This is a genomic window from Pseudonocardia hispaniensis (assembly GCF_042658695.1).
GTDB lineage: Bacteria > Actinomycetota > Actinomycetes > Mycobacteriales > Pseudonocardiaceae > Pseudonocardia > Pseudonocardia hispaniensis.
In genome coordinates this window covers 130,510-153,543 of the sequence record NZ_JBHSQW010000001.1, presented here as the reverse complement: position 1 = coordinate 153,543, position 23,034 = coordinate 130,510, and the positions used below count along the sequence as shown (strand labels likewise).

Here is a 23,034-nt window from a genome sequence, read left to right as displayed (position 1 = left end):
GGCGGCCACCGGTTCCCCGGTGGCCGCCCCGCAGGACCGGCTGTCCTCGCCGTCAGAGCGCGGCGATGACCTCCTTCATCAGCGCCGCGGTCTCGCTCGGCGTCTTGCCGACCTTCACCCCGGCCGCCTCGAGGGCCTCCTTCTTCGCCTGCGCGGTGCCCGCCGAGCCGGACACGATCGCCCCCGCGTGACCCATCGTCTTGCCCTCGGGCGCCGTGAACCCGGCGACATAGCCGACGACCGGCTTGCTCATGTTGGCCTTGACGAAGTCGGCCGCTCGTTCCTCGGCATCACCACCGATCTCGCCGATCATGACGATCGCCTTGGTTTCGGGGTCGGCCTCGAACGCCTCGAGCGCGTCGATGTGCGTCGTTCCGATGACCGGGTCACCACCGATGCCGATCGCGGTGGAGAAACCGATGTCACGCAGCTCGAACATCATCTGGTAGGTCAGCGTGCCCGACTTCGACACCAGCCCGATCGGTCCGGCGCCGGAGATGTCGGCCGGGATGATGCCGGCGTTGGACTTGCCAGGGCTGATGATGCCGGGGCAGTTCGGGCCGATGATGCGGGTCTTGCCGCCCTTGGCGACGGCGTGCGCCCAGAAGTAGGCCGAGTCGTGCACCGGGATGCCCTCGGTGATGACGACGGCGAGCGGAATCTCCGCATCGATCGCCTCGATCACCGCGTCCTTGGCGAACTTCGGCGGGACGAACACGACGCTGACGTCCGCGCCGGTCTCCTTCATCGCCTCCTCGACGGTGCCGAACACCGTGAGGTCCTTGTCGCCGATGGTGACCGTCTGGCCCGCCTTGCGGGCGTTCACGCCGCCCACGATGTTCGTCCCGGCGGCCAGCATCTTGGTGCTGTGCTTGGTGCCCTCGGAGCCGGTGATGCCCTGGACGATGACCTTGCTGTTCTCGTTGAGGAAGATCGACATCTCTCAGGCTCCCGCCGCTGCCAGCTCCGCGGCCTTGTCGGCCGCGTCGTCCATCGTGCCCACCTGCGTGACCAGCGGGTGGTTCGCCTCCTGAAGGATCCGCCTGCCCTCCTCGACGTTGTTCCCGTCGAGCCGGACGACCAGTGGCTTCGTCGCGTCGTCCCCGAGCATCTTCAGCGCCCCGACGATGCCGTTGGCCACCGCGTCACACGCGGTGATACCCCCGAACACGTTGACGAAGACGGATTTCACGTCCGGGTCGCCGAGGACGATGTCCAGACCGGCCGCCATCACCTCGGCCGAGGCGCCGCCGCCGATGTCGAGGAAGTTCGCCGGCTTGACGCCACCGTGCCGCTCCCCCGCGTAGGCGACCACGTCGAGGGTGCTCATGACCAAGCCCGCGCCGTTGCCGATGATGCCGACCTCGCCGTCGAGCTTGACGTAGTTGAGGTCCTTCGCCTTGGCCTTGGCCTCCAGCGGGTCCTCGGTGCGCTGGTCGACGAGGCCGGCGTGCGCCGGCTGGCGGAACGCGGCGTTGTCGTCGAGGGTGACCTTGCCGTCGAGGGCGATGATCCGGTCCTGAGGGTCGCGCACCAGCGGGTTGACCTCGACCAGCGTCGCGTCCTCGGAGACGAACGTCTCCCACAACTTGACGATCACCTGCGCGGCCTCGTCCGCGATCTCGGCCGGGAGCTTGGCCTGCGCGACGATGTCGTCGGCCTTGGCCCGGTCCACCCCGGCGATCGGGTCGACCGGCACCTTCGCCAACGCCTCGGGCCGCTCGACGGCCAACTGCTCGATCTCCATACCGCCCTCGGCCGACGCCATGGCGAGGAACGTCCGGTTCGACCGGTCCAGCAGGTACGAGAAGTAGTACTCCTGGGCGATGTCGCTGGCCTCGGTGACCAGGACCTGGTGCACGGTGTGGCCCTTGATGTCCATCCCGAGGATGGCGCCGGCCTTCTCGCGCGCCTCGTCGGGCGTCTCCGCGAGCTTGACGCCGCCGGCCTTGCCTCGACCCCCCGTCTTCACCTGTGCCTTGACCACGACGGTCCCGCCGATCTCGGTGGCGGCGGCGGCCGCGTCGTCGGCCGTCTCCACCGTCTTGCCCGGCAGCACCGGGACTCCGTGCGCGGCGAAGAGTTCCTTCGCCTGGTACTCGTACAGGTCCACTCGGCTCTCCTGCTCGATCCGTCATTCCCGGTGGCCACGGGCGAGGGTGTGCGTGCCCGGCACCACCCCGCAGGGGCCCGATGAGCTGATGCTGAAAGGACCCTAGCGACGCCGCCGGGACCTGCCCTGACCTGCCCTGGTGACACCAATCACGGTTTACTCCGGGCCCTCGGCGGAAGGTAACGAATTGGGCCCCGTCGGGAGCACCGTGACCGAACATGACTTACCGTCGAATTATGGAGCCGGTCCAGTGTGGGTTGGCCCACCTGGCCGACGTCGCGGGTGGGCTCCGATCGGCGGCCGCCGATCTCACCCGGGCGACCGGTTACGCCGTTCGGACCTTCGGCTCCCTCTCGGGCCTGCGCGGTATCGCCGTGGAGAGCACCTGGCTCGCCGCCCACCTCGCGTCCTACCCGCTGGGGCTGTTCCGGGAGCCGATCAAGGAGAACGGCGTCTACCGCACCGACGCACTCCAGCTGAACCAGCGCAGCCTGGTCGTCGCCGACGTGGCGGCGGCGGGCACGCCGATCCTGCTGGTGCACGGGATCCTGGACAACCGCTCGGTGTTCACCGTGTTCCGGATCGCACTGCGCAGGCGCGGATTCGGCGCGGTACACGCCGTGAACTACAGCGTCCTGACCGGCGACCTGCGCACCGCCGCGCAGGAGCTGCACGGTCACGTCGAGCGGCTGCGCAAGCAGACCGGAGCCGAGAAGGTCCATATCGTCGGGCACTCGCTCGGTGGGATGATCGCCCGCTACTACGTGCAGCTGATGGGCGGTTCGGCGAACGTCGACACGCTGGTCACGCTGGGCAGTCCGCACGGTGGCACGCTGGCCGCCTACGCGATGCCCACGCCGCTGGCCCGGCAGCTGCGCCCCGGTTCCGACGTCCTCACCGAGCTCGCCCGGCCCGCTCCGGGCTGCACGACCCGCTTCCTCGTCGTGTGGAGCCGGATGGACCAGATGATCCTGCCGCAGCGCAACGCCCGTCTGCTTCATTCCGATCTGCACGTCGAAGAGCTCGAACTACGTGATGTGGGTCACCTTTCGCTGCCGATCGACCCGCAGACCGTGCACTGGGTGGCGACCCGGCTGGCCCAGCCCCACACCGAGGACCACCCGTTTCGACACAGGTACGAGTACCTGGACCGGGTCCGGGGGGGGGCGTGCCCACCGAGTCCTCACCGGCGTGACATCCGGACGGAGTGAATCGGGCGACACACTTTCGGGGGAGTTGCCGATCAGCCCCGGACCTCGCTACGGTCCCCCGGTCCGTGTCACAGGCTGATCACGGCGGTGAACAGATCCGACCCCGAGCGGATCTGCGGGATCCCCACCCGGCATCGCCGCGACCCCGGGCCACGGACCGCCACATCGCTGTCGAGAAGGGCAGGTCTTGGCGCGCCACCGCTCCCCAAGCGGCGCCCAACCGGACCCCGACCACGGAGCGCCGACGTGCGCGCTCGATGTTCGGGGGGCTCACCGGCTTCCGGCGCCACCGTCCGCGTCGCTGCGCGGCCGTGCGACGATCGCCGCCGTCGCGACGGGCGCCGTCGTCGCCGCCGCGCAGTCGATGGTCTCGCTGCACCCGGCCGATCCCGTCGAGGACGCCTACCGGAAGCTCGCCGCCAGTGCCTTGATCCCCGTGACGGGCCTCGAGACCGCCGCCACCGGTGGCGGCGGTCCGGCCGCGATCCCGGCGATCGGGGGTGACCAACTCGCCCCGGACTCCCTTTCACTTCCTGAGATCGACCCGCGCTCCCAGACCGACGTCCGGAACCTGACCAAGGCCGTGGACATCGGTGCCCGCCTCGCGAGTGAGGCGGCCCTTCTGCAGTCCGCACTCGCGGCCGGCGCCCCGCAGGCGGCGCTGTCTGGCGGCACCGCCTATGTGCTGCCCACCCTCGGGCAGCTGACGTCCGGCTTCGGTGGGCGCTGGGGCGTCATGCACTACGGCGTCGACATCGCCAACCGGATCGGCACCCCGATCTACGCCGTCACCGATGGGGTCGTGGAGGAGTCCGGCCCGGCCAGCGGCTTCGGGATGTGGGTGGTGCTGCGGCACCGCGACGGCTCCCACAGCGTGTACGGGCACATCAATCGCTCGCTGGTCAAGGCGGGGCAACAGGTCTCGGCGGGCGAGCAGATCGCGGAGATGGGCAACCGGGGCCAGTCCACCGGGCCGCACCTGCACTTCGAGATCTGGCGCGCCGACGGAACCAAGATCAATCCATTGCCCTGGCTCGCCGCCCATGGCCTGCGCATCCTCGGTGGGGGCTGATCCCCAGCGCGTCATGGCTCCATAACGCGCCGAACCGCTACAGCTTCTGCAGCGGCACCCCGCCGATGAGCATCAGTCGCACGGTGCCCGCGCTGCCGAAGTCGATCGTCACGGTCGATCGTGGCCCCGCCCCGTCGGTCGCGACGACGGTGCCCAGACCGTACTTGTCGTGGTTGACCCGATCCCCCACGTCCAGGCTGAGGGTGGGTGTCAGGGTGCGCTCGGGGACGCGCCAGTCGCCCCGGTCGCCACCGCCGCCGCGCCGACCGAAGCCGAACCGGCTGACGGGCGCCGAGGGCCGCTCGGACACCGAGCGCTGCCAGTCGACGAGCTCGGCTGGGATCTCGTCGAGGAACCGCGAGGCCGGATTGGTGCTCGGCTGCCCGAACGCCGACCGGACGATCGCGCGCGACAGGTACAGCCGCCGCATGGCCCGGGTGATCCCGACGTAGGCCAACCGGCGTTCCTCCGCCAGTTCGCCCACGTCACCGAGGGCGCGCAGATGCGGGAAGACGCCGTCCTCCCAGCCGGTGAGGAACACGACCGGGAACTCCAGGCCCTTGGCCGTGTGCAAGGTCATCAGGGTGACGACGCCGGAGTCGTCGTCGGGGATGGAGTCGGCATCGGCGACGAGCGCGACCCGCTCCAGGAACGCCGCCAGCGACCCCGGTTCCGGGGCTCCTGCCGCGACGTCGGAGTCGTCCAGATCGGCGACCGCCGCGTCGCCGGCGAACTCCCGGGCGACCGTGACGAGCTCGGCCAGGTTCTCCAGTCGCGAACCGTCCTGCGGGTCCTCGCTGGCCTCCAGCTCGGCGGTGTAACCGGTGCGCGCGTAGACCGCCTCCAGGATGGCGGCGGTCTCCTCCCCCCGCTCCACGAGTTCCCGCAGCTCGTCGAGGACCCGGACGAACCCGGCGATACAGCGCTGGGAGCGGGTGGCCAGCGTCGGCATCCGCTCCGGCTGCTCGGCCGCGACCGACAGGGCCGCCGCGAACGAGATGCGTTCCCGCTCCGCGTACTCGGCGACCAGCGCCTCGGCCCGCTCGCCGATACCGCGCTTGGGCACGTTGAGGATCCGGCGCAGGCTGACCGTGTCCTGCGGGTTGGACAGCACCCGCAGGTAGGCCAGGGCGTCCCGGATCTCGCGACGCTCGTAGAACCGCACCCCGCCAACGACCTTGTAGGGCAACCCGACGCGCAGGAACACATCCTCGAACACCCGGGACTGGGCGTTGGTCCGGTAGAAGACGGCGACGTCGCTGTTGCGGACCGCACCGGTGTCGACGAGCCGGTCGATCTCGGCGGCGACGAACGCGGCCTCGTCGTGTTCGTTGTCGGCCACGTAGCCGACGATCTTCTCCCCGTCGCCCTGTTCCGACCACAGCCGCTTGTCCCTGCGGTCGGGATTGCGCGCGATCACCGCATTCGCCGCGGACAGGATGGTCTGCGTCGAGCGGTAGTTCTGCTCCAGCAGGATCGTGCGGGCGTCGGGGAAGTCCTGCTCGAACTCGATGATGTTGCGGATGGTGGCCCCGCGGAACGCGTAGATCGACTGGTCGGCGTCGCCGACGACGCAGAGCTGTCCACCGGGCAGGTCCCGCGCGCCGGCCGTCACCAGCTCTCGGACCAGCACATACTGTGCGTGGTTGGTGTCCTGGTACTCGTCGACGAGCACGTGCCGGAACCGGCGCCGGTAGTACTCGGCAACGGCGGGCAGCCGCTGCAGCAGCGCCACCGTCTCCATGATCAGGTCATCGAAGTCGAAGGCGTTGGCCTGCCGCAGCCGGGCCTGGTAGGCGGCGTAGACCTCGGCGATCGTGCGCTCGAAGTCGTTACCGGCCTTGGCCGCGACGTCCTCGGCGGACAGCAGCTCGTTCTTGTGGTTCGAGATCTGGCCGGCGAGCCCGCGCGCGGAGAACTTCTTCGGGTCGAGCCCGAGGTCGCGCGCGACGAGACCGACGAGGCGGCGGGTGTCGTCGGCGTCGTAGATCGAGAACGCGCTGCGCACGCCGAAGTGCTTGGCCTCCCGGCGCAGGATCCGGACGCACATCGCGTGGAACGTCGACATCCACATCGCGTTCGCGCGACGGCCGACGAGCGCGCCGACCCGCTCGGCCATCTCGGCTGCCGCCTTGTTGGTGAAGGTGATCGACATGATCTCCCCCGGATGCACCCCCCGCTCGGCGAGCAGGTAGGCGATCCGGTGGGTGAGCACGCGTGTCTTGCCCGAGCCTGCCCCCGCGACGATCAGCAGCGGAGATCCGGAATGCGTCACCGCCTCCCGCTGGCGCGGGTTGAGGCCCTCGAGCAGGGCCGCGCCGCGGGCCGTGGCCGGGGTGGCCGTGTTCTGGGCGGGGAGTTCGAACAGCGCACTCATCGTAAGAGGACACGGTACCGGCGAGACCCGACGGTGCACTCGGCACCGCGGGTGTGGCACACTGCCGGACGTGGCAGTTCAGCGCGGACGATTTTTTTACGGGTACCGGACCCCGGTTCCCGTCGCCGCCTGACCACAGCCCGACGCCCCGGTGTCCACGAGGACCCGGGGCGGGTGTCTGTCACGGGCCGATGGACCCCGAATGAGGAGGAGACCATGTCCGTGACCACCGACCAGGAACGCGCCGAGGATGCTCCCGCCGCGGCGGAGATCGACGAGCTTCGGTGCGAGATCGACCGCCTGGACACGGAGATCTTGCAGCTGATCAAGCGCCGCACCGAGGTGTCCCGGCGCATCGGCGCCGCGCGGATGGCCGCCGGCGGTCCGCGCATCGTCTACAGCCGGGAGATGGCCGTGCTCGCCCGCTTCCGCGACCTCGGCAGCGAGGGCCGCGAGCTCGGCATGCTGCTGCTGCGACTCGGCCGCGGCCGGCTGGGAACACGCTGAGGTTGCCCGCCGCGCCGGGGCCGAACCGTGGCAGTGTGGAACCATGGGGACCGTCTTCGGAATCGTTGCGACGCTGGTGGCTCTGATCGGCCTGCTGACCGCGCTCGGCCACGTGGGCTACCTGGCCATGCTGAACGGAAGTGCGAAGAAGCGCGGCATCTCCGGCGGCGCCACGATCGACTATGTCAACAGCCGCTGGAAGGTCGCCGGCATCACGGCCGCGGTCGCGCTGCTCGGGCTCCTGCTCACCAGCGGCGGCTTCGTGCCCGATGTCCTGGGACTGATCATCGGTGGCGGCGCGGGGCTGGCCGCCAAGCAGGCGCTCGACTCGACCCGGCGAGAGTTCCGCCGCCAGCTTCCCTGAACCCGGCGGCCACCGACGGGCGCGGCGCGACGCCCACCGCCGCCGTTCGGCGAATCCGTATGTCCGGTTCCGGCCAGACTCCCCGACAGCGCTGTGGCAGGCGCCTGACCAGGCGGGACGGCCCCGCGCGAGCAGGCCGCGCCGCAGCGCATCCATCGACTAGCGGTCGGTAATGATCGACGAGCGGAATTCGCCTGAACGGGTGATCTCGATGAGCGGATGAATGACACTTGGTCAATCTCGGGTGTACCCGGTAAACATCCAGAAGTCGTTTCACCCGAGAGAGGACCTCGAGCCCGTGGCCGAGATCGTTCGACCTGGCAGCGCCCCTGCCGAGCCTGCCAGGGTGGTCACCGTTGCCGAGTTGTTGAGCCGCAACGTCCCGGCCCAGCGCGTCGGCACCGACACCGACGGGCCCACCTCCGCCGAGTTCATCTCCGTCCCGAGCCTGCTGCGCCGGGAGGGCCGGGCCCCACGCGCGGCCGATCGCCCGCTGGTCCCGCGAGGCAACCGGAACCCGGCACCGGGCGATGAGGGTCAGGCCATCGGCCGCTCGACCGCAGGCCGCCGGGCCACCATCGCCGCGGGCACCCTGGTCGCGGTCGGCTCCGTGCTCGGCGCGGCCGTGTTCACCCAGGCGGCGTCCAACAGCTCGGCGGCCCAGGAGGGCCTCGACGGCAGCTACCCCGGTCACGGCCTCCGCGGCGGCGGGCCGAACGGACTGCTGGCCGACGGCGGCGCGGTACCCGGCGGCCTCGACGCCGGGACCGCCGCGCCGACATCGTGGATGCCCGTCGCCTTTCCCACCCAGCTGAACACCGCGGCGGCCGCCGATCGGCCCGGCGGCGACGCCGCTCGGTCGGCCGGCCCCCGGACGGGCTCGCCGACCCTCCCGAGCACCACCCCCGCGGTCGTCGACGACCGCGGCCCGTCCGGTGGGAGCGGACCCCTGGCCCCCGCCCCGACCGGGCCGGTCGGGGGTGCGGTCTCCGGAGTGACGGCCGCGGTGGGCGGCACGGTGGAGAGCCTCGGTGACGCCGCGCCGGAGCCGGTGGGTGGCCCGGTCAGACAGCTCGGCTCCACTGTGACCGAGGCCGGCACGGGCCTCGGCCACACCGCCGACGCCGCCGTCGGCACCGTGCAGAAGCTCGCCGAGCCGGTCACCGCTCCGGTCTCCGCCATCGCGACCAACGTGGTGCCCGCCGCCAAGCCCGTGACCGACCTGCTGGCGCCCCCGGCCGAGGCCGACGGGGCCGGCGCGACGAACGCGGACGGGCCCCCGGAGGCCGTCAGCACGACGCTCCTCAACGGCGTCGGAGGGATCGCCGAGGGCGCGGGCCAGACCGTGGGCAGCCTGACCCGCGGTGTCCTCGGCTGAGATCGACCGGCTGAGACCGACCGCCACGGGCCTGAAGGCCCGTGACGCGGCCTACACGAGCCGCCGGTCGGAAGCCCAGCGCGACAGCTCGTACCGGTTCGACAGCTGCGTCTTGCGCAGCACGCTCGACACGTGCGTCTCGACGGTCTTCACCGAGATGAACAGCTCACCCGCGATCTCCTTGTAGGCGTACCCGCGCGCCAACAACCGCAGCACGTCCCGCTCTCGCGGGGTCAGCATGTCCAGCTCGGGGTCGCCGGGCGGGGCAGCGCCGGGCCGGTCGGAGAACACGTCGAGCACGAAGCCGGCCAGCCGCGGCGAGAACACCGCGTCACCACCGTGGACCCGGTGCACCGCATCCGCCAGGTCCCGTCCGGAGATCGTCTTGGTGACGTATCCACGCGCCCCGGCCCGGATCACCGCGATGACGTCCTCCGCGGCGTCGGACACGCTCAGCGCCAGGAACACCACGCCCGGCAGATCGGGGCGGACCTGACGCAGCACCTCGGCCCCGCCACCCTCGGGCATGTGCACGTCGAGCAGCACGACGTCCGGACGCAGATGCCGGATCGCGGCCACCGCCTCGTCGACGGAACCGGCCTCCCCGACCACCTCCACGCGATCGACCCGGTCCAGCTCCGCGCGCACCCCGGCGCGGAACAGCCCGTGGTCGTCGACCAGAAACACCCGGACCGGGGCGTCCTCGCCCTGCACTCCGCTCGCCTCGCCGACGGTCATGACGCCGCCCCTTCTCGTTCGGTCTCGACCGCGAGCCGCATCGACAGATGCACCTCGGTGCCCTCCCCCGCCGCGCTGCGCAACCTGACCGTGCCACCGTGACGCTCCATCCTGCCTCGGATGGAGTCGCTGAGCCCGTGCCGGTCGGCGGGCACCGCGTCGGGATCGAACCCGACGCCGCGGTCCCGGACGAACACGTTCACCTCGTCGGCCTCGACCTCCACATACACGCTGATCTCGCCGACCCCGGCATGTTTGGCGGCATTGACCATCGCCTCCCGGGTGGCCAGAACGAGGGCGCGCAGGTCGTCGTCGAGCGGACGGTCGGCACCGACGATCACAGGGCTCACGGTGATCGCGTAGGCGTCCTCCACCTCCGCCGCCGCGTGGGTCAACGCCTCGGCCAACCCCTCGTCCAGCGCGGGGTTCTTCGTGCTTGCCCGGCCGTATCCGGTGGGCCCGTAGAGCCAATGCCGCAGCTCCCGCTCCTGGCCGCGGGCCAGCCGAAGCACCTCGCGCGGCTGGTCGGACTGGCGCTGGATGAGCGCGAGGGTCTGCAGTACCGAGTCGTGCAGATGCGCGGCGATCTCCGCGCGTTCCGCCTCGATGATCCGGTTTCGGCGCTCCTCACCGAGATCCCGGGCGAGCCGCACCCACCACGGCACGGTGAGCACCGTGACCCCGACGAGGGTGGCCAGCACGGCGAGCAGGCCGAACTGCAACTGGCCGAGATCGAGATTGCCGACCAGGAAGACGCCGATACCGAGGGCGACGAACAGCACCCCGGCCAGCACGCGCAGCAGCGCGGTGCGCCCGCTGCCGGTCAGGCCGTTGACCCCAGACCGGGCCCCCGCCGCCCATCTGCGCCGCTGCGACTCGTCCGCCTCGCGCCAGACGACGGCGGCCCCCACCATCGCCACCCCGAGCGGTCCGACGATCCAGCCGACGAATGAGTTGCCCAGCGCCGCCGCGGCCAGCCCCACGCCGATGCCGAGCGCGGCCAGGCCCATCGCCTGCTGCCGCTCGGCGCGCCCGATCGCGCGAGTGACGTCGGCACTCTCCTGCCGGACGAACATCCACAACAACCCGTAGGCGATCACGCCCGCGCCGTTGGCGGCGGCGAGGATGACGAACGCCGAACGCACCCACAGGACGTCGACGCCGAGATGGTCGGCCACCCCGCCGGCGACACCGGCGACCAGCCGCCCGGAACGACGGCGCACCATCGGCTCCCGACCGGCGACCGGGGCGTTGGCGGTGACGGACTTGCTCACCGCACCATCGTCACACGGTCTGGGGGTGCCGGACATCGGGGACGAGCTCCGGGGCGGCTCAGGGCCTTCCCCGATACGCACACCCCCGCGGGTGGGCCAGGCTGGGAGCCATGAACGGGACGGACGTGCAGACGACACTGCGCGAGATGTGGGAGACGCGCCCCTCCCGCCCCCGGCACAACCGCAAGATCGCCGGGGTGGCGGCAGCGATCGCGCGGCGCTATGACATCGACCCGGTGCTGGTCCGCGTCGGTTTCGTGGTTGCTGCCCTGTACGGGATCGGCGTCGCGCTGTACATCGCAGGTTGGGTCCTGCTCCCCGCCGCGCGTGAGGACGACCCGACCGATGGGGCAGGGGTCCCCGGTACGACCGAGCCCGCCCGGCACCCGGCCCCGAATCCGCTGGTGATGATCGGCCTGGTCGTGCTACTGATCATCGCCACCGGGGGGTTCTTCGGCCGGGACGGTGGTGTGCTGCTTCCCGCGATCGCCACGTTCGGGCTGCTGTTCCTGCTGCACCGGACCCGCGGCCACCGCGGACCGGCAGCGCAGGTGCCTGCGGGATCGGCTGCTGCGCCGGCCCCGGACGGCCCGGCCACGGCACCGACCGCAGCAACCGGCGAACCGCAGACCCCGGCCGGCGGATCGGACGGGCCGACCACCGAGCTCGACCCGATGACCGGCCAGCCGCGCCGGACCCCGCCCTCCTGGGATCCGCTGGGCGCCGCGCCGTTCGCCTGGGATCTTCCCGAGCCCTCGCCCGCATCGGCTCCGCCCGCGCCCGCGGTGCGCCGGCGTTCCACGGTGACCGCGGTGACCCTCGCGCTGGCGCTGCTCACCGGCGGTGTGCTGGGCGGCCTGATGCTGCTGCTCGGGATCGGCGTGACCTCGCTGCCGATGCTGTTCGGGATCGTGCTCGCGATCCTCGGCGGCGGGCTGGTGATCGGCTCGTTCGTCCACGGCGGGCGCGGGCTGATCCCGTTCGCCCTGCTGATGTCCGTGCTGACCTGGGGCTCGATGGCGGTACCGCTCACGGCGATGCACGGCGGCGTCGGCGAGACGCGAGTGGCTCCGACCACGATCACGGTGCTCGCCCCCGAGTACCACCGGGCCATCGGCGCGATCGAGCTCGACCTGCGCCACCTCGACCTCTCGGGGCCTCCCGGCACCGACCCCACGGGACTCCCGCCGGTGCGGACCTCCGCATCGGTCGGCATGGGAACCATCGTGGTGCTGGTGCCCGCAGAGGCGGACCTGACCTTCCACGGCTCCGCGGGCACGGGCAATGTCGAGTACGGAACGCAGCGCAGTGACGGTCGGCATGCGGCGCTGAGCGTCACCGACGACCTGGGGGTGGACGGCGTCCGGTCCGGCCACCCGATCGAGCTCGATCTGCGGGCGGCTCTGGGAGAGGTTCGGGTGCAACGTGGCTGACCATCAGGAGCGTGAGATGTCCGACGTGACCACGACTCGGCGCCGACTGCCCGATCTGCTGACGTTGCTGGTCGGACTGTTCACCCTGGGTGTCGCCGGCACCGCCTTCGTCGGCTTCGTCCCCTGGGCGAACGGGGTCGACCCGCGCTGGCTGCTCGCCGGCGCCGCGGTCGGGCTGGGGGTCCTGCTGCTGGTGGGGAGCCTGCGCAACCGGGACCGCTGACGAGCCGCCGGCGGTCCTGGCCAGGACCGCCGGCCAGGTCGTCCGGGTGGCCGCTGGGGGCGGGCCGCACGGGGCCGGGCGACCGCGCGAAGGGCACGGACGTCTCGATGCGTCCGTGCCCTTCGACCTGTCCGGCCTATCCTCGGCGAAGTCCGGCGGCGTCGAGGATCTCCGGGACCCCCTGTTCGTCGCCGACCACCATGACGTGCACCCCGGCCACGCCGGGCATCTCGCGCAGCGCCTGCACCGTCTCCACGCAGGCCCGCACGCCCTCCGCGGCCACCCGATCGGGCGGCACGCCACGCAGCCGCCGCTCCAGCGCAGGCGGGACGCTCACCCCCGGCAGGCGCGCGAGGAACTCCAGCGCGCGCAGCGAGCGCACCGGCCCGACGCCGGCGAGAATCCCACACCGGGCGTCGAGCCCCTGGTCGCGGACCCGGTCCAGCCAACCCCGGAACGCGTCGAGGTCGAAGACGAACTGGGTCTGCACGAACTCGGCGCCCGCGTCGATCTTCTGGGCGAGCCGGTCGGCGCCGAGCACGGGACTGTCCACGGCGCCGAGCAGGAACCGCGGCGGCGGCTCGACCGCGCGTCCCGACAGCAACGTCCCGCCGTCGCGCAGCCCGCGGGCGGCGGACATCAGCGCGGCCGAGTCGAGGTCGAAGACGGCCTTGGCGGCGGCATGGTCGCCGTGCTCGGGGCGGTCACCGCTCATCAGCACCAGGTTGGGGATGCCGAGCGCGCCCGCGGCGAGCAGGTCGGACTGCAGCGCGATCCGGTTGCGGTCGCGGCAGGTCATCTGCATGACGGGCTCGACCCCGGCGTCCCGCAGGGCGAGGCTCCCGGCCAGGCTGGAGACCCGCACCGTGGCACCTTGGTTGTCGGTGACGTTCACCGCGTCGACCCAGCCCCGCAGCACCTCGGCCGCCCGCTGGATCGGCTCGAGGTCGGCCCCGCGCGGTGGCCCGATCTCCGCGGTGACCGCGAACCGCCCGGAGCGCAGCGCGTCGGCCAGCTTCCCGGGCGTCTCCGGCGCGATCGCCGTGACGACGCTCATGCCGACATCATGACCGCTACTCCCATTCGATGGTGCCCGGGGGCTTGCTGGTCACGTCCAGCACGACGCGGTTCACCTCGGCCACCTCGTTGGTGATCCGGGTGGAGATCCGCTCCAGCACGTCGTAGGGCAGCCGGGTCCAGTCGGCGGTCATCGCGTCCTCGGAGCTCACCGGGCGCAGCACCACCGGATGACCGTAGGTGCGTGCGTCGCCCTGCACCCCGACGCTGCGCACGTCGGCCAGTAGCACCACCGGACACTGCCAGATCGTTCCGTCGAGCCCCGCAGCGGTGAGCTCCTCGCGGGCGATCGCGTCGGCGGCGCGCAGCGTCTCCAGACGGTCCGCGGTGACCGCGCCGATGATCCGGATGCCGAGGCCGGGCCCGGGGAACGGCTGGCGGGCGACGATCGTCTCCGGCAGCCCGAGCTCGGTCCCGACCCGGCGCACCTCGTCCTTGAACAGCGCCCGCAGCGGCTCGACCAGTTCGAACTCGATGTCGTCGGGCAGCCCGCCGACGTTGTGGTGGCTCTTGATCGTGGCGGTGCCGGATCCCCCACCCGACTCGACGACGTCCGGGTAGAGCGTGCCCTGAACCAGGAATCCGACGGGCGGCGCCTCGGCCGCGCCCGCGTCGGCGACCACCTCGGCGGTCGCGGCCTCGAACACGCGGATGAACTCGCGGCCGATGATCTTGCGTTTCTGCTCGGGGTCGGTGACCCCGGCGAGCGCGTCGAGGAACCGCTGACGGGCGTCGACGGTGTGCAACGTGGCCCCGGTCGCCGCGACGAAGTCGTGCTCGACCTGCGCCCGTTCCCCCGCGCGCAGCAGCCCATGGTCGACGAACACACAGGTCAGACGGTCCCCGATGGCTCGCTGGACGAGCGCGGCGGCCACGGCGGAGTCCACCCCGCCCGACAGCCCGCAGATCGCCCGGCCGGTACCGATCTGGGCACGGACCGCCGCCACCGTCTCGTCGATGATCGACGCGGTGGTCCAGCCCGGGCTGATGCCGGCGACCTCGTGCAGGAACCGCCGCAGCACCTCCTGGCCGTGCGGGGAATGCCCGACCTCGGGGTGGTACTGCACCCCGGCCAGCCGCCGTTCGGTGTCCTCGAACGCCGCGACGGCCACCCGGTCCGACGAGGCCGTCACCGTGAAGCCCTCGGGCGCGCGCACCACCGAGTCGCCGTGGCTCATCCACGCCGGGTGGCGCACCGGCAGGCCCGCGTGCAGCGCCCCCGGGGTCCCGGTCAGCCGCAGCTCGGTACGGCCGTACTCGCGGGTGCCGTCCGGTGCGACCTCGCCGCCCAGCGCCTGGGCCATGGCCTGGAATCCGTAGCAGAGCCCGAGGACCGGGATGCCGGTCTCGAACAGTTCGGGGTCGACGCGCGCAGCGCCCTCGGCGTAGACGCTGGCCGGGCCGCCGGAGAGGATGACCGCGGCCGGAGCACGGGCGACGATTTCGGCGACCGAGGTGGTGGCCGGGACGATCTCGGAATAGACCTGCGCCTCCCGCACCCGGCGGGCGATCAGTTGGGCGTACTGCGCCCCGTAGTCGACGACGAGGACGGTCGGCGGTTGCACGTTGTCACGGTACTCAGACCGGTACTCAGGCCCGGAAGGCGGCCAGCGACGGCAGCCCGGCGCCGTGCCAGTCGAACATCGTGATGTTGGCGTAGCGGTTCTCCTCGCCCTCGCTCGCCCGGACCTCCGGCATCCAGGCGGGCTCCCACGCGACGAACCCGAGCCCACGCCGGTCCGGGACCTCCGAGCGGATCGCACGCAGTTGCTCGAAGAACGCGGCCTGCCCCTCGGGGGTCGCCGGGAAGCGGTCGCGGTCGGGTAGCTGGGTGGCCCTCCGGACGTAGTAGGACACGCCGTTGGCCTCGGGCAGGATCCACGGGTATCCGGTCTCGACGATCAGCACGCCCTTGTCGTAGCGCGCGGCCAGGTCGGTCATGTTGCTGCGCAGCATCGACAGCGACCCGTGCCACCACGGGAAGTAGGACAGCCCGATGACGTCGAACTCGACGCCGCGGCGGCCGATGTTGTCGTAGAAGTGCCGGCAGGCGTCGTTGTCCCCACCCGTTTCGAGGTGGACGATCGTCGTGATCCCGCTCGGTGCGCCCTCGCGTGCACCGGCCACCCCGGCCTTCACCAGCTCGGCGAACGCGTCCCAGCGCTCGCCCCCGTCGCGATGGATCGCGCCCACCGGCCAGAGCATCCCGCGGGAGATCTCGTTGCCGATCTGGATCATCAACGGTGGGGTGTCCTGGGCGACGAAGGCGGTGACGACGTCGCGGGTGTAGTCGTGGACGGTCCGGCTCAGCTGCGCCAGGTCCTGCCCCGTCCAGGCGGCCGGCGTCGTCTGGGTGCCCGGGTCCGCCCAGAAGTCGGAGTAGTGCAGGTCGAGCAGGAGGTGGCAGCCCGCGGCGTTCGCCCGCCGACCGAGCACCAAGGCGGTGCCGAGGTCGCTGGTGCCGGGCGGCGGGTTCACCCACAGCCGCAGCCGGACCAGGTTGGCCCCGCGCGCCGCCAGAAGCTGCTCGACGGGGGCGATCCGGCCCTGGTCGCGGTAGGTCCGTCCCCGATCAGCCGCGCCGACGTTCCCGCCGCCCTGGACGCCGACCGACCCAGGGCAGCGTTTCCTCCAGGACGTCCTCAACACGCCGGGGCTGAGCACCGACATGCCGCATAGCGAGATCATCGAACTCGGGCGGCACACATGCGATGCGATCGGCACCCCCGGGATCACCCGGGAGGTCCTCGTCGGGGTGATCGGGACGACGAAGTTCGGGCCCCAGGTAGCCGAAGTCCTCGTGGGCGCGGCAGAGCGGTCGTACTGCCCGGAGAAGAGCTACTCAACGGCACCGGCGATCGCGTGGACGCCGGAGCCGACCGCTGCGGCCACGACAGGGCCGCGGACGTCGGTCTCGAACGGGATCTACGAGGTCGGCCCGGACATGGCACCGGGTAAGTACAAGACCCCCGGGCCGGGCGCGGCTGGCTCGTGCTACTTCGAGGTCTCTGACGGCAGCGGGAGCCTGTCGGGGATCGACCACAACGACAACATCTCCGGTCCCGGGGTCGTGACCTTACGCGAGGGGAAGTACTTCAAGGCCACCGGCGGCTGCACCTGGTCGAAGGCCGAGTGACGGGCAGCCGCCCCGGCCGAGAAGCGCCTGCCACGTCCCGCAACCCGCGGATTCGGTATCCGCTTCCCGACCGGTTCCCACACAGGTCGGGCACAGTGTGTGCGGTTCGGGCCGCGGACACACATCTCGACCTTCCGGGTGCGCGGTACGCGGGGGAGCGTCGAAGGCGATGACCGGTCCGCGTATCCCCGCCGGTCCTCGACCGCACAGCCCCACCCGGTCCCGGCGCCAGCCCGGTGAGTTGTTCGGGCCGGCCCCACCTCCCGGCAGGTTCGCACGGTGCCGCTGCTGGTGGAGTTGCTCGACGACCAGCGGTTGCCGGTTCACCCTGCCTCAAGCCCCGAATGGGCCGCGGCGGTCATCGGATACGCGCGGGTCTCCACCCAGGACCGGAACCTCGCCGCCCAGCTCGACGCGCTCACTGCGGCTGGCTGCGAAGCCCGGCCAAGCTCGCCACGGTCCGGCGGCTGTACGACGAGAACGAGGAAGCCGGAGCAGGCACTCGCGGTCGGGCCTACTCCTTGGCAGGCCCGTCGAAGATGCTCACACCGCCGCGCGTCACGCTGGCGAGCCAGGGCCCTGGCATGTCCTCGACCAACTTCTCGATCTCCGACCAGTACCTCAACCAGAGCCGCAACTGGTCGAACAGGTCGAGGTGCGCTCCGGTCGTCTGAAAGACCGCGCGCACTCCGTTGTCCAGCAGGGCCCGACGCTCCAGCGGCCGCCGCCGAATCCGCTTGTCCCGGGTAAGGACGATCAGACCGGCCTTACCGACGACGGGGAGCCACTGTGGATCCTTGGCGCCCTTCTCGACGAGACCGCCCGGGCCGCCCGGCCAAGTGATATCCCTCGAACGTACTGGAGGGCCTGAGCGACCCCCAAGGCGTTCTCATCGAAGAACCAGCGCGGAGGCTGGGCTGTGGCGGGCACGATTGAGGTCAGGCTGCGTTAGCCAGCGTGCCCCGGCTCCGCTCGTAAGCGACAGCGGACCGGACGTGCTCGACGGGCATTGAGTAGATCTCTGCGACGTGGACAGGGTCTTCGCCGGCCGCAATCAACTCAGCGAGGATGTCCGTCCGCACACCCGATGGGACGGTCGGCTCGCCGAAGCTACGATCCGGGTCAAGGACGATCGGCTTCTTCCGGCCGAGGGGGAACAACCGTCCAGCGATTCCACTCGCGTCGGTGAACTCCACCTTGTCGAGGAAGGCGGCAGCGCTGTCCGCGAGCTGCAGCGATCCATCTCGCCCCATGATGACGATTCGGAGCTCGGGGTCCAGCCCAACAAGTTCCTGGACCTCCAGGGCCAGCCGCTTACCCGACGTATAGGGACGCAGGGTCGCCAGTGGGTACTGAACGTTGAACCGCTCCCGCATGAGGCCGATCACGGGGCGCAGGTACTGCAGGCTGACCTTCTTGGCGCGGTACTCGCGCAGATAGCCGGCCTCGATGAACTCGCCCCACGTCACGAGGTCGACGCCGGTGCGGCGTTCACGAATGACCGGCGCGTAGCCCGTGCCCTGCCGCTCGTAGCCGTCGATCCAGCGCCGAAGGCCATCGACGCGCAACCCAAGGAGGCGAGCGGCCTGGCTCATGCCGTAGACCGGACGATCGAGCAGCTCCACGTTCGCCTCTCCCACCAGCGCAGTGTGCACCATTCGAGGACTTCTGCGAAGTCGACCAAGGTATCTCCGCTGGTCACGCTTGGATCGTCACCCCCGGATCGTGAGTCCGGCCCGCTGGAACTCCTTGAGATCCGAGTATCCGGTCTTGGCCATCGCCCTGCGCAACGCGCCGAACAGATCGACGTTGCCGTAGGGGCTGGTCGATGGGCCGAACAGCACGGTCTCGAGCGAACGGCCGCTGGGCACGAACCCGCTGACCTCCGAACGGGGCAGCGAGGGGTGAGCGGCGGCGGAGGTCCAGTACAGGCCCATGCCGGGCGACTCGGCCGCGTCCGCGAGCTGCTCGCCGAGCATCACGGCGTCGGCGCCGCAGGCGATGGCCTTGGCCATGTCTCCGGAGCCGTCCATCCCGCCGTCGGCGATGACGTGCACGTACCGGCCGCCGGTCTCGTCGAGATAGTCCCGGCGGGCCGCGGCGGCGTCGACGATCGCGGTGGCCATCGGGATGCCGATGCCAAGGACCGAGTCAGTGGTGGTGGCGCTGGACTGGCCGTAGCCGACGATGACGCCCGCGGCGCCGGTGCGCATCAGATGCATCGCGGTGCGGTAGTCGCCCACCCCACCGGCGACGACCGGGACATCGAGCCCGGCGATGAAGTCCTTGAGGTTGAGCGGCTCACCCGCCGAGACGTGCTCGGCCGAGATGATCGTCCCTTGGACGACGAGTACCTCGACTCCCGCCGCCAGCAAGACCGGGGTGAGCTCCCTGGCCCGCTGCGGGCTGACCCGCGCCGCGACGGTGACCCCCGCCTCGCGGACGTGCTTGAGCGCCTCGGTCAGCAGATCGAGCTGGATCGGCGCGGAGTGCAGCTCCTGGAGCGCCCGGACCGCGGCCGCCGGGTCCTCGTCGTCGGCGGCCGCGACGATCCGGGCCAGCGCGCTCTCGGGGTCGGCGTGCCGCGCCCACAGGCCCTCGGCGTTCAGCACACCCAGCCCGCCGAGCTGGCCCACCCGGATCGCGGTGGCCGGCGAGACCACCGCGTCGGTCGGATGGGTCACCAGGGGGATCTCGAACCGGTAGGCGTCGAGCTGCCAGGCCGTCGAGACCTCCTTCGAGCTTCGCGTCCGCCGCGACGGAACGATCTCGATCTGATGCAGGTCGAAGCTGCGACGGGCCGTCCGGCCCATCCCGATCTCCACGAGGTCACGCACGGTGACCAGCGTAGACGCCTACCGAGCTGCGTAGTTCGGTGCCTCGACGGTCATGGTGATGTCGTGCGGATGGCTCTCCTTGAGCCCGGCCGCGGTGATGCGCACCAGCTGCGCCTGCTGCAGCTGGGGGATGGTCTGTGCTCCCGCATACCCCATCCCGGAGCGCAACCCGCCGACGAGCTGGTGCACGACCTGATGCAGCGGGCCGCGGAACGGGATCCGGCCCTCGATCCCCTCGGGCACCAGCTTGTCCTCGCTGAGCACGTCGTCCTGGGCGTAGCGGTCCTTGGAGTACGACGTGGTGTTCCCCCGAGACTGCATCGCACCCAGCGAACCCATCCCGCGGTAGGTCTTGAACTGTTTCCCACCGACGAAGACCAGCTCCCCGGGAGACTCGGCGGTGCCGGCGAGCAGGCTGCCCAGCATGACCGTCGACGCGCCGGCCGCGATGGCCTTGGCGATGTCGCCGGAGTACTGGATGCCGCCGTCGCCGATCACCGGCACCCCGGCGGGGGTGCAGGCCCTGGCGGCCTCGTAGATCGCCGTGATCTGCGGGGCGCCGACCCCGGCGACGACCCGGGTGGTGCAGATCGAGCCGGGCCCGACCCCCACCTTGACCGCGTCGGCTCCGGCGTCGACCAGGGCCCGCGCCCCGGCGTAGGTGGCGACGTTGCCGCCGACGACGTCGACGGACTCGCCGACGACGGCGCGCAGCTTCGCGACGGTCTCCAGCACCCGCCGGGAGTGTCCGTGCGCGGTGTCGACCATCAGCACGTCGACACCCGCCTCGACCAGACCCATCGCCCTGGCGTGGGCGTCCTCGCCGACCCCGACGGCGGCGGCCACGACGAGCCTGCCGTCCGGGTCCTTGGTGGCCAGCGGGTACTTCTCGGTCTTGCTGAAGTCCTTGATCGTGATGAGCCCGCGGAGGAGGCCGTCGCCGTCGACGATCGGCAGCTTCTCCAGCTTGTGCCGGCGCAGCAGGCCCAGTGCGGCCTCAGCGGTGACCCCGACCTGCGCCGTGACGAGCGGGGCCTTCGTCATGACCTCGTGGACCGGCCGGGTGTGATCCACCTCGAAGCGCATGTCCCGGTTGGTGATGATGCCGACGAGGTGCCCGCCGGCGTCGGTCACCGGGACCCCGGAGATCCGGTACTTCGCGCACAGCGCGTCGACGTCGGCCAGGGTGGCGTCCGGCCCACAGGTCACCGGGTCGGTCACCATCCCGGCCTCGGACCGCTTGACCACCTCGACCTGTGAGGCCTGCTCCTCGGGCGAGAGGTTGCGGTGCAGCACTCCCAACCCGCCGGCACGGGCCATCGCGATGGCCATCCGCGCCTCGGTGACGGTGTCCATCGGCGAGGACACCAGCGGCACCCGTAGCCGCACGCGCCTGCTCAGCTGGGTACCCGTGTCCACGGCGCTCGGCACGACATCCGACTCCGCGGGCAGCAGCAGGACATCGTCGAAAGTCAGGCCCAACATGGCGAACTTGGGCGGCAGTCCGGCGGAATCGCTAGTCATCGCTGGCCTTCAGCCCCTCACCAATCGCATGATGTGGCGGCGCGGGCGTGCCGCCGACCGCTATCGTATCCGGGCGCCGGGACCCGGTGTGTCCGTGCGGGCGAGGCGGTGCTTACAGCCCGGCGTCGGCTCCGCCGGGCGCGGGTGGCCGCCGGATCGGCGCGACTCGTCCGGCCGCACTGAGGGATGTCCAGCCAGCGGGGTACCGTGTAGCCGTGTCACCTGACGCACTGCCACCTGACCCGTTCGCCGGAGACCCCCACGATCCGGCGCTATCCCTTGACGGGCCCGACGCCGCCGAGCCGGAGGTGCTGAGCGAGCAGGAGCGCGAGGAGATCGTCGCCGATCTGGCTGACCTGGCCGTGTACCAGGCTCTCCTGGAGAGCCGGGGCGTGCGCGGCATCGTGGTCGACTGCGGGGACTGCGGCGAACAGCACTTCCACGAGTGGAGCCTGCTGCGGGCCAGCCTCCAGCAGTTGCTCGACGAGGGGCAGATGCGGCCGCACGAGCCCGCCTTCGACCCCGACCCGGCGGACTACGTCACCTGGGAGTACTGCCGGGGCTACGCGGACGCGCTGCTCAGCGACAGCTGAGCCGCCAATCTGAGCCACCGATCGCCCACGACGACCCACACGTTGGGGTCGCGGTGGGTTGTCGCGGTCAGGCGGGGTTCGACGCGCTCTCGCCGGCCGGTGCGGTGCCGCCCCGCATGGCCGTGGTCGACCCCGCTGCCGCGGAACTCGACATGGTCGACGAACCAGGACCCGAGCTCGGCTGCTGCTGACCGGAGTCCGGACGGCCCTCGGTGGACGGTTTGGTCGACGGACTCGGCGTGCTGCCGGTGGGAGCAGGCGACGCCGTGGTCGGCGGCACCCCCACGATCCGCGGGTCCGCCGTCGGCGACGAGCTCGGACCGGTTCTCGGCGGGGTGGTGGCGGTCCGGGGCGGCGTCGTGCCGAGCGGACCCGACGTCGTCGGCACATCACCGTCGATATCGGGCGCCACGGGCCGCGGGGTGCCATCCTTGAGCGGCGCCTGCGGATCGGTGGGCATCCCGGCGGGTGTCTCCTGCAGCTTCGCGCTGAGGAATCGCTGGGTCGCGGCCAGCTCCGCGGCACCGTCCTCCGGCTTCACCTTGCTCACCAGTTGCTCGATCGCCGTGAGCTGCTGGGCGGCCTTGCTGGTCTCGCCCCGCGCCAACGACATGTTCACCGCGGAGATGCCTGCCTCCGCCTCGACAGCGGCCTGCCGGGATTGGGCGGTCTCCCGATAGAGGACCTGGGTCACGCCGAACAGCGGATCGCCGGGATGGGCGCTGTGCGCGCCGAGCGAGACCCCGGTGATCGCGAAGACGATCAGCGCGGCGGCCGCGGCCAGCGGTACGAGATGCCGGGTGCGGTGCCGGGACGACCGACGGGCCGCGTCGATCGTGGCGACCGCTGTCTCGGTGCCGACGAGCTCCGGAATCGGCGCCGCGTCGACCTCGGCCTTCCAGGCGGCGAGCATCGCGACGAAGCGATCATCGTCGTCGTAGCCGTCGACGCCGGGCTCCGAGACGGGCAGTCCGGCCGCCAGGGCCTCGATCAGCTCGTCGTCGGCCTGAACCGCCACGAGGTCGATCGGTTCCTCCGCGACGTCCTCCAGCGGGACGGGCCGGGCCAGCAGGCCCTCGACGGGAACACCGTTGGTCGCGGTGGCCTCGTCGCGATCGTCGATCTCGGTGCCGTCGAAGTGGTCACTACCGGAATCACGCCTACTCGCATCGCGCAT

The 23,034-nt window shown here is 71.4% G+C and carries 22 protein-coding genes; 9 read left to right on the top strand and 13 right to left on the bottom strand.

Annotation, left to right across the window (positions count from 1 at the left end; all coding sequences use genetic code 11):
* Positions 1–52: 52 nt before the first annotated feature.
* Positions 53–940, bottom strand: a complete 888-nt coding sequence (gene sucD, locus ACFQE5_RS00785) for a succinate--CoA ligase subunit alpha (RefSeq protein ID WP_379581583.1) — start codon at positions 938–940, stop codon at positions 53–55.
* A 3-nt stretch (positions 941–943) separates the two neighbouring features.
* The gene (sucC, locus tag ACFQE5_RS00780) at positions 944–2,131 is read right to left on the bottom strand and encodes an ADP-forming succinate--CoA ligase subunit beta (protein WP_379581802.1); all 1,188 of its coding nucleotides are present in this window, start codon (positions 2,129–2,131) and stop codon (positions 944–946) included.
* A 218-nt stretch (positions 2,132–2,349) separates the two neighbouring features.
* Here sucC and ACFQE5_RS00775 point away from each other — a divergent pair, with 218 nt between their 5' ends.
* Both ACFQE5_RS00775 and ACFQE5_RS00770 read left to right on the top strand, forming a co-directional pair.
* Positions 2,350–3,324 carry an esterase/lipase family protein gene (locus ACFQE5_RS00775; protein ID WP_379581581.1) on the top strand — a complete coding sequence of 325 codons (975 nt, stop codon included), beginning with the start codon at positions 2,350–2,352 and terminating at the stop codon, positions 3,322–3,324.
* 187 nt (positions 3,325–3,511) lie between these two features.
* Positions 3,512–4,396, top strand: coding sequence for a M23 family metallopeptidase (locus tag ACFQE5_RS00770; RefSeq protein ID WP_379581579.1), 885 nt, complete (start codon positions 3,512–3,514; stop codon positions 4,394–4,396).
* Between the two features lie 37 nt (positions 4,397–4,433).
* Here the strand turns inward: ACFQE5_RS00770 and pcrA are convergent, their stop codons facing one another.
* Complete coding sequence (pcrA, locus tag ACFQE5_RS00765) at positions 4,434–6,773, bottom strand: DNA helicase PcrA (protein ID WP_379581577.1); 2,340 nt, start codon at positions 6,771–6,773, stop codon at positions 4,434–4,436.
* Here pcrA and ACFQE5_RS00760 point away from each other — a divergent pair.
* The 3 genes from ACFQE5_RS00760 (at position 6,663) to ACFQE5_RS00750 (ending at position 9,022) form a co-directional block, all read left to right on the top strand.
* Complete coding sequence (locus ACFQE5_RS00760; protein ID WP_379581575.1) at positions 6,663–7,280, top strand: chorismate mutase; 618 nt, start codon at positions 6,663–6,665, stop codon at positions 7,278–7,280. The genes pcrA and ACFQE5_RS00760 overlap by 111 nt on opposite strands.
* Positions 7,281–7,323: 43 nt before the next feature.
* Positions 7,324–7,644 carry a hypothetical protein gene (locus tag ACFQE5_RS00755; RefSeq protein ID WP_379581573.1) on the top strand — a complete coding sequence of 107 codons (321 nt, stop codon included), beginning with the start codon at positions 7,324–7,326 and terminating at the stop codon, positions 7,642–7,644.
* Between the two features lie 346 nt (positions 7,645–7,990).
* Positions 7,991–9,022 carry a hypothetical protein gene (locus tag ACFQE5_RS00750; protein ID WP_379581571.1) on the top strand — a complete coding sequence of 344 codons (1,032 nt, stop codon included), beginning with the start codon at positions 7,991–7,993 and terminating at the stop codon, positions 9,020–9,022.
* A gap of 51 nt (positions 9,023–9,073) precedes the next feature.
* On the opposite strand, the gene ACFQE5_RS00745 is transcribed toward ACFQE5_RS00750, so the two are convergent.
* A complete protein-coding gene (locus ACFQE5_RS00745; protein WP_379581569.1) occupies positions 9,074–9,760 on the bottom strand; it encodes a response regulator in 687 nt (228 codons plus the stop codon).
* Complete coding sequence (locus ACFQE5_RS00740; RefSeq protein ID WP_379581567.1) at positions 9,757–11,070, bottom strand: PspC domain-containing protein; 1,314 nt, start codon at positions 11,068–11,070, stop codon at positions 9,757–9,759. The genes ACFQE5_RS00745 and ACFQE5_RS00740 overlap by 4 nt, the downstream gene beginning before the upstream one ends.
* A 74-nt stretch (positions 11,071–11,144) precedes the next feature.
* Between ACFQE5_RS00740 and ACFQE5_RS00735 the strand changes: the two genes are divergently transcribed.
* Positions 11,145–12,467: a PspC domain-containing protein gene (locus ACFQE5_RS00735; RefSeq protein WP_379581565.1), complete on the top strand. Its 1,323-nt coding sequence runs from the start codon at positions 11,145–11,147 to the stop codon at positions 12,465–12,467.
* Positions 12,468–12,483: 16 nt separating this feature from the next.
* Positions 12,484–12,690, top strand: coding sequence for a hypothetical protein (locus ACFQE5_RS00730; RefSeq protein ID WP_379581563.1), 207 nt, complete (start codon positions 12,484–12,486; stop codon positions 12,688–12,690).
* 136 nt (positions 12,691–12,826) lie between these two features.
* Here ACFQE5_RS00730 and ACFQE5_RS00725 read toward each other — a convergent pair whose 3' ends face one another.
* Genes ACFQE5_RS00725 through ACFQE5_RS00715 form a run of 3 tightly spaced genes read right to left on the bottom strand, consistent with a single transcriptional unit; the run spans position 12,827 to position 16,437 of the window.
* Positions 12,827–13,747 carry a methylenetetrahydrofolate reductase gene (locus tag ACFQE5_RS00725; RefSeq protein WP_379581561.1) on the bottom strand — a complete coding sequence of 307 codons (921 nt, stop codon included), beginning with the start codon at positions 13,745–13,747 and terminating at the stop codon, positions 12,827–12,829.
* Between the two features lie 16 nt (positions 13,748–13,763).
* Positions 13,764–15,332 carry a glutamine-hydrolyzing GMP synthase gene (gene guaA / locus ACFQE5_RS00720; RefSeq protein ID WP_379581559.1) on the bottom strand — a complete coding sequence of 523 codons (1,569 nt, stop codon included), beginning with the start codon at positions 15,330–15,332 and terminating at the stop codon, positions 13,764–13,766.
* A gap of 25 nt (positions 15,333–15,357) precedes the next feature.
* A complete protein-coding gene (locus ACFQE5_RS00715) occupies positions 15,358–16,437 on the bottom strand; it encodes a glycoside hydrolase family 53 protein (protein ID WP_379581557.1) in 1,080 nt (359 codons plus the stop codon).
* On the opposite strand from ACFQE5_RS00715, the gene ACFQE5_RS00710 reads away from it, so the two are divergent.
* Positions 16,436–16,903 carry a DUF732 domain-containing protein gene (locus ACFQE5_RS00710; RefSeq protein ID WP_379581555.1) on the top strand — a complete coding sequence of 156 codons (468 nt, stop codon included), beginning with the start codon at positions 16,436–16,438 and terminating at the stop codon, positions 16,901–16,903. The genes ACFQE5_RS00715 and ACFQE5_RS00710 overlap by 2 nt on opposite strands.
* A gap of 514 nt (positions 16,904–17,417) precedes the next feature.
* Here ACFQE5_RS00710 and ACFQE5_RS00705 read toward each other — a convergent pair.
* The 4 genes from ACFQE5_RS00705 to guaB form a co-directional block, all read right to left on the bottom strand.
* A complete protein-coding gene (locus ACFQE5_RS00705; RefSeq protein WP_379581800.1) occupies positions 17,418–17,747 on the bottom strand; it encodes a PIN-like domain-containing protein in 330 nt (109 codons plus the stop codon).
* Between the two features lie 94 nt (positions 17,748–17,841).
* On the bottom strand, positions 17,842–18,543 hold the full coding sequence (locus tag ACFQE5_RS00700; protein WP_379581553.1) for a DUF433 domain-containing protein: 702 nt from the start codon (positions 18,541–18,543) through the stop codon (positions 17,842–17,844).
* Between the two features lie 72 nt (positions 18,544–18,615).
* Entirely contained in the window at positions 18,616–19,740 is a 1,125-nt protein-coding gene (locus ACFQE5_RS00695; RefSeq protein WP_379581551.1) for a GuaB3 family IMP dehydrogenase-related protein, read from the bottom strand.
* A gap of 18 nt (positions 19,741–19,758) precedes the next feature.
* Complete coding sequence (gene guaB, locus ACFQE5_RS00690) at positions 19,759–21,264, bottom strand: IMP dehydrogenase (RefSeq protein WP_379581549.1); 1,506 nt, start codon at positions 21,262–21,264, stop codon at positions 19,759–19,761.
* A 215-nt stretch (positions 21,265–21,479) separates the two neighbouring features.
* On the opposite strand from guaB, the gene ACFQE5_RS00685 reads away from it, so the two are divergent.
* On the top strand, positions 21,480–21,857 hold the full coding sequence (locus ACFQE5_RS00685; RefSeq protein WP_379581547.1) for a DUF5319 domain-containing protein: 378 nt from the start codon (positions 21,480–21,482) through the stop codon (positions 21,855–21,857).
* Positions 21,858–21,924: 67 nt separating this feature from the next.
* On the opposite strand, the gene ACFQE5_RS00680 is transcribed toward ACFQE5_RS00685, so the two are convergent.
* Positions 21,925–23,034, bottom strand: coding sequence for an anti-sigma-D factor RsdA (locus ACFQE5_RS00680; protein ID WP_379581545.1), 1,110 nt, complete (start codon positions 23,032–23,034; stop codon positions 21,925–21,927).

Excerpts from the sequence above, each read along its gene's own strand:
- sucD (WP_379581583.1), bottom strand. The coding sequence starts at position 940 with ATGTCGATCTTCCTCAACGAGAACAGCAAGGTCATCGTCCAGGGCATC.
- ACFQE5_RS00775 (WP_379581581.1), top strand. The coding sequence starts at position 2,350 with ATGGAGCCGGTCCAGTGTGGGTTGGCCCACCTGGCCGACGTCGCGGGT.
- ACFQE5_RS00760 (WP_379581575.1), top strand. The coding sequence starts at position 6,663 with ATGCGTCACCGCCTCCCGCTGGCGCGGGTTGAGGCCCTCGAGCAGGGC.
- pcrA (WP_379581577.1), bottom strand. The coding sequence starts at position 6,773 with ATGAGTGCGCTGTTCGAACTCCCCGCCCAGAACACGGCCACCCCGGCC.
- ACFQE5_RS00755 (WP_379581573.1), top strand. The coding sequence starts at position 7,324 with ATGGGGACCGTCTTCGGAATCGTTGCGACGCTGGTGGCTCTGATCGGC.
- ACFQE5_RS00745 (WP_379581569.1), bottom strand. The coding sequence starts at position 9,760 with ATGACCGTCGGCGAGGCGAGCGGAGTGCAGGGCGAGGACGCCCCGGTC.
- ACFQE5_RS00740 (WP_379581567.1), bottom strand. The coding sequence starts at position 11,070 with ATGTCCGGCACCCCCAGACCGTGTGACGATGGTGCGGTGAGCAAGTCC.
- ACFQE5_RS00735 (WP_379581565.1), top strand. The coding sequence starts at position 11,145 with ATGAACGGGACGGACGTGCAGACGACACTGCGCGAGATGTGGGAGACG.
- ACFQE5_RS00730 (WP_379581563.1), top strand. The coding sequence starts at position 12,484 with ATGTCCGACGTGACCACGACTCGGCGCCGACTGCCCGATCTGCTGACG.
- ACFQE5_RS00725 (WP_379581561.1), bottom strand. The coding sequence starts at position 13,747 with ATGAGCGTCGTCACGGCGATCGCGCCGGAGACGCCCGGGAAGCTGGCC.
- ACFQE5_RS00710 (WP_379581555.1), top strand. The coding sequence starts at position 16,436 with ATGCCGCATAGCGAGATCATCGAACTCGGGCGGCACACATGCGATGCG.
- ACFQE5_RS00715 (WP_379581557.1), bottom strand. The coding sequence starts at position 16,437 with ATGTCGGTGCTCAGCCCCGGCGTGTTGAGGACGTCCTGGAGGAAACGC.
- guaB (WP_379581549.1), bottom strand. The coding sequence starts at position 21,264 with ATGACTAGCGATTCCGCCGGACTGCCGCCCAAGTTCGCCATGTTGGGC.
- ACFQE5_RS00680 (WP_379581545.1), bottom strand. The coding sequence starts at position 23,034 with ATGCGCGATGCGAGTAGGCGTGATTCCGGTAGTGACCACTTCGACGGC.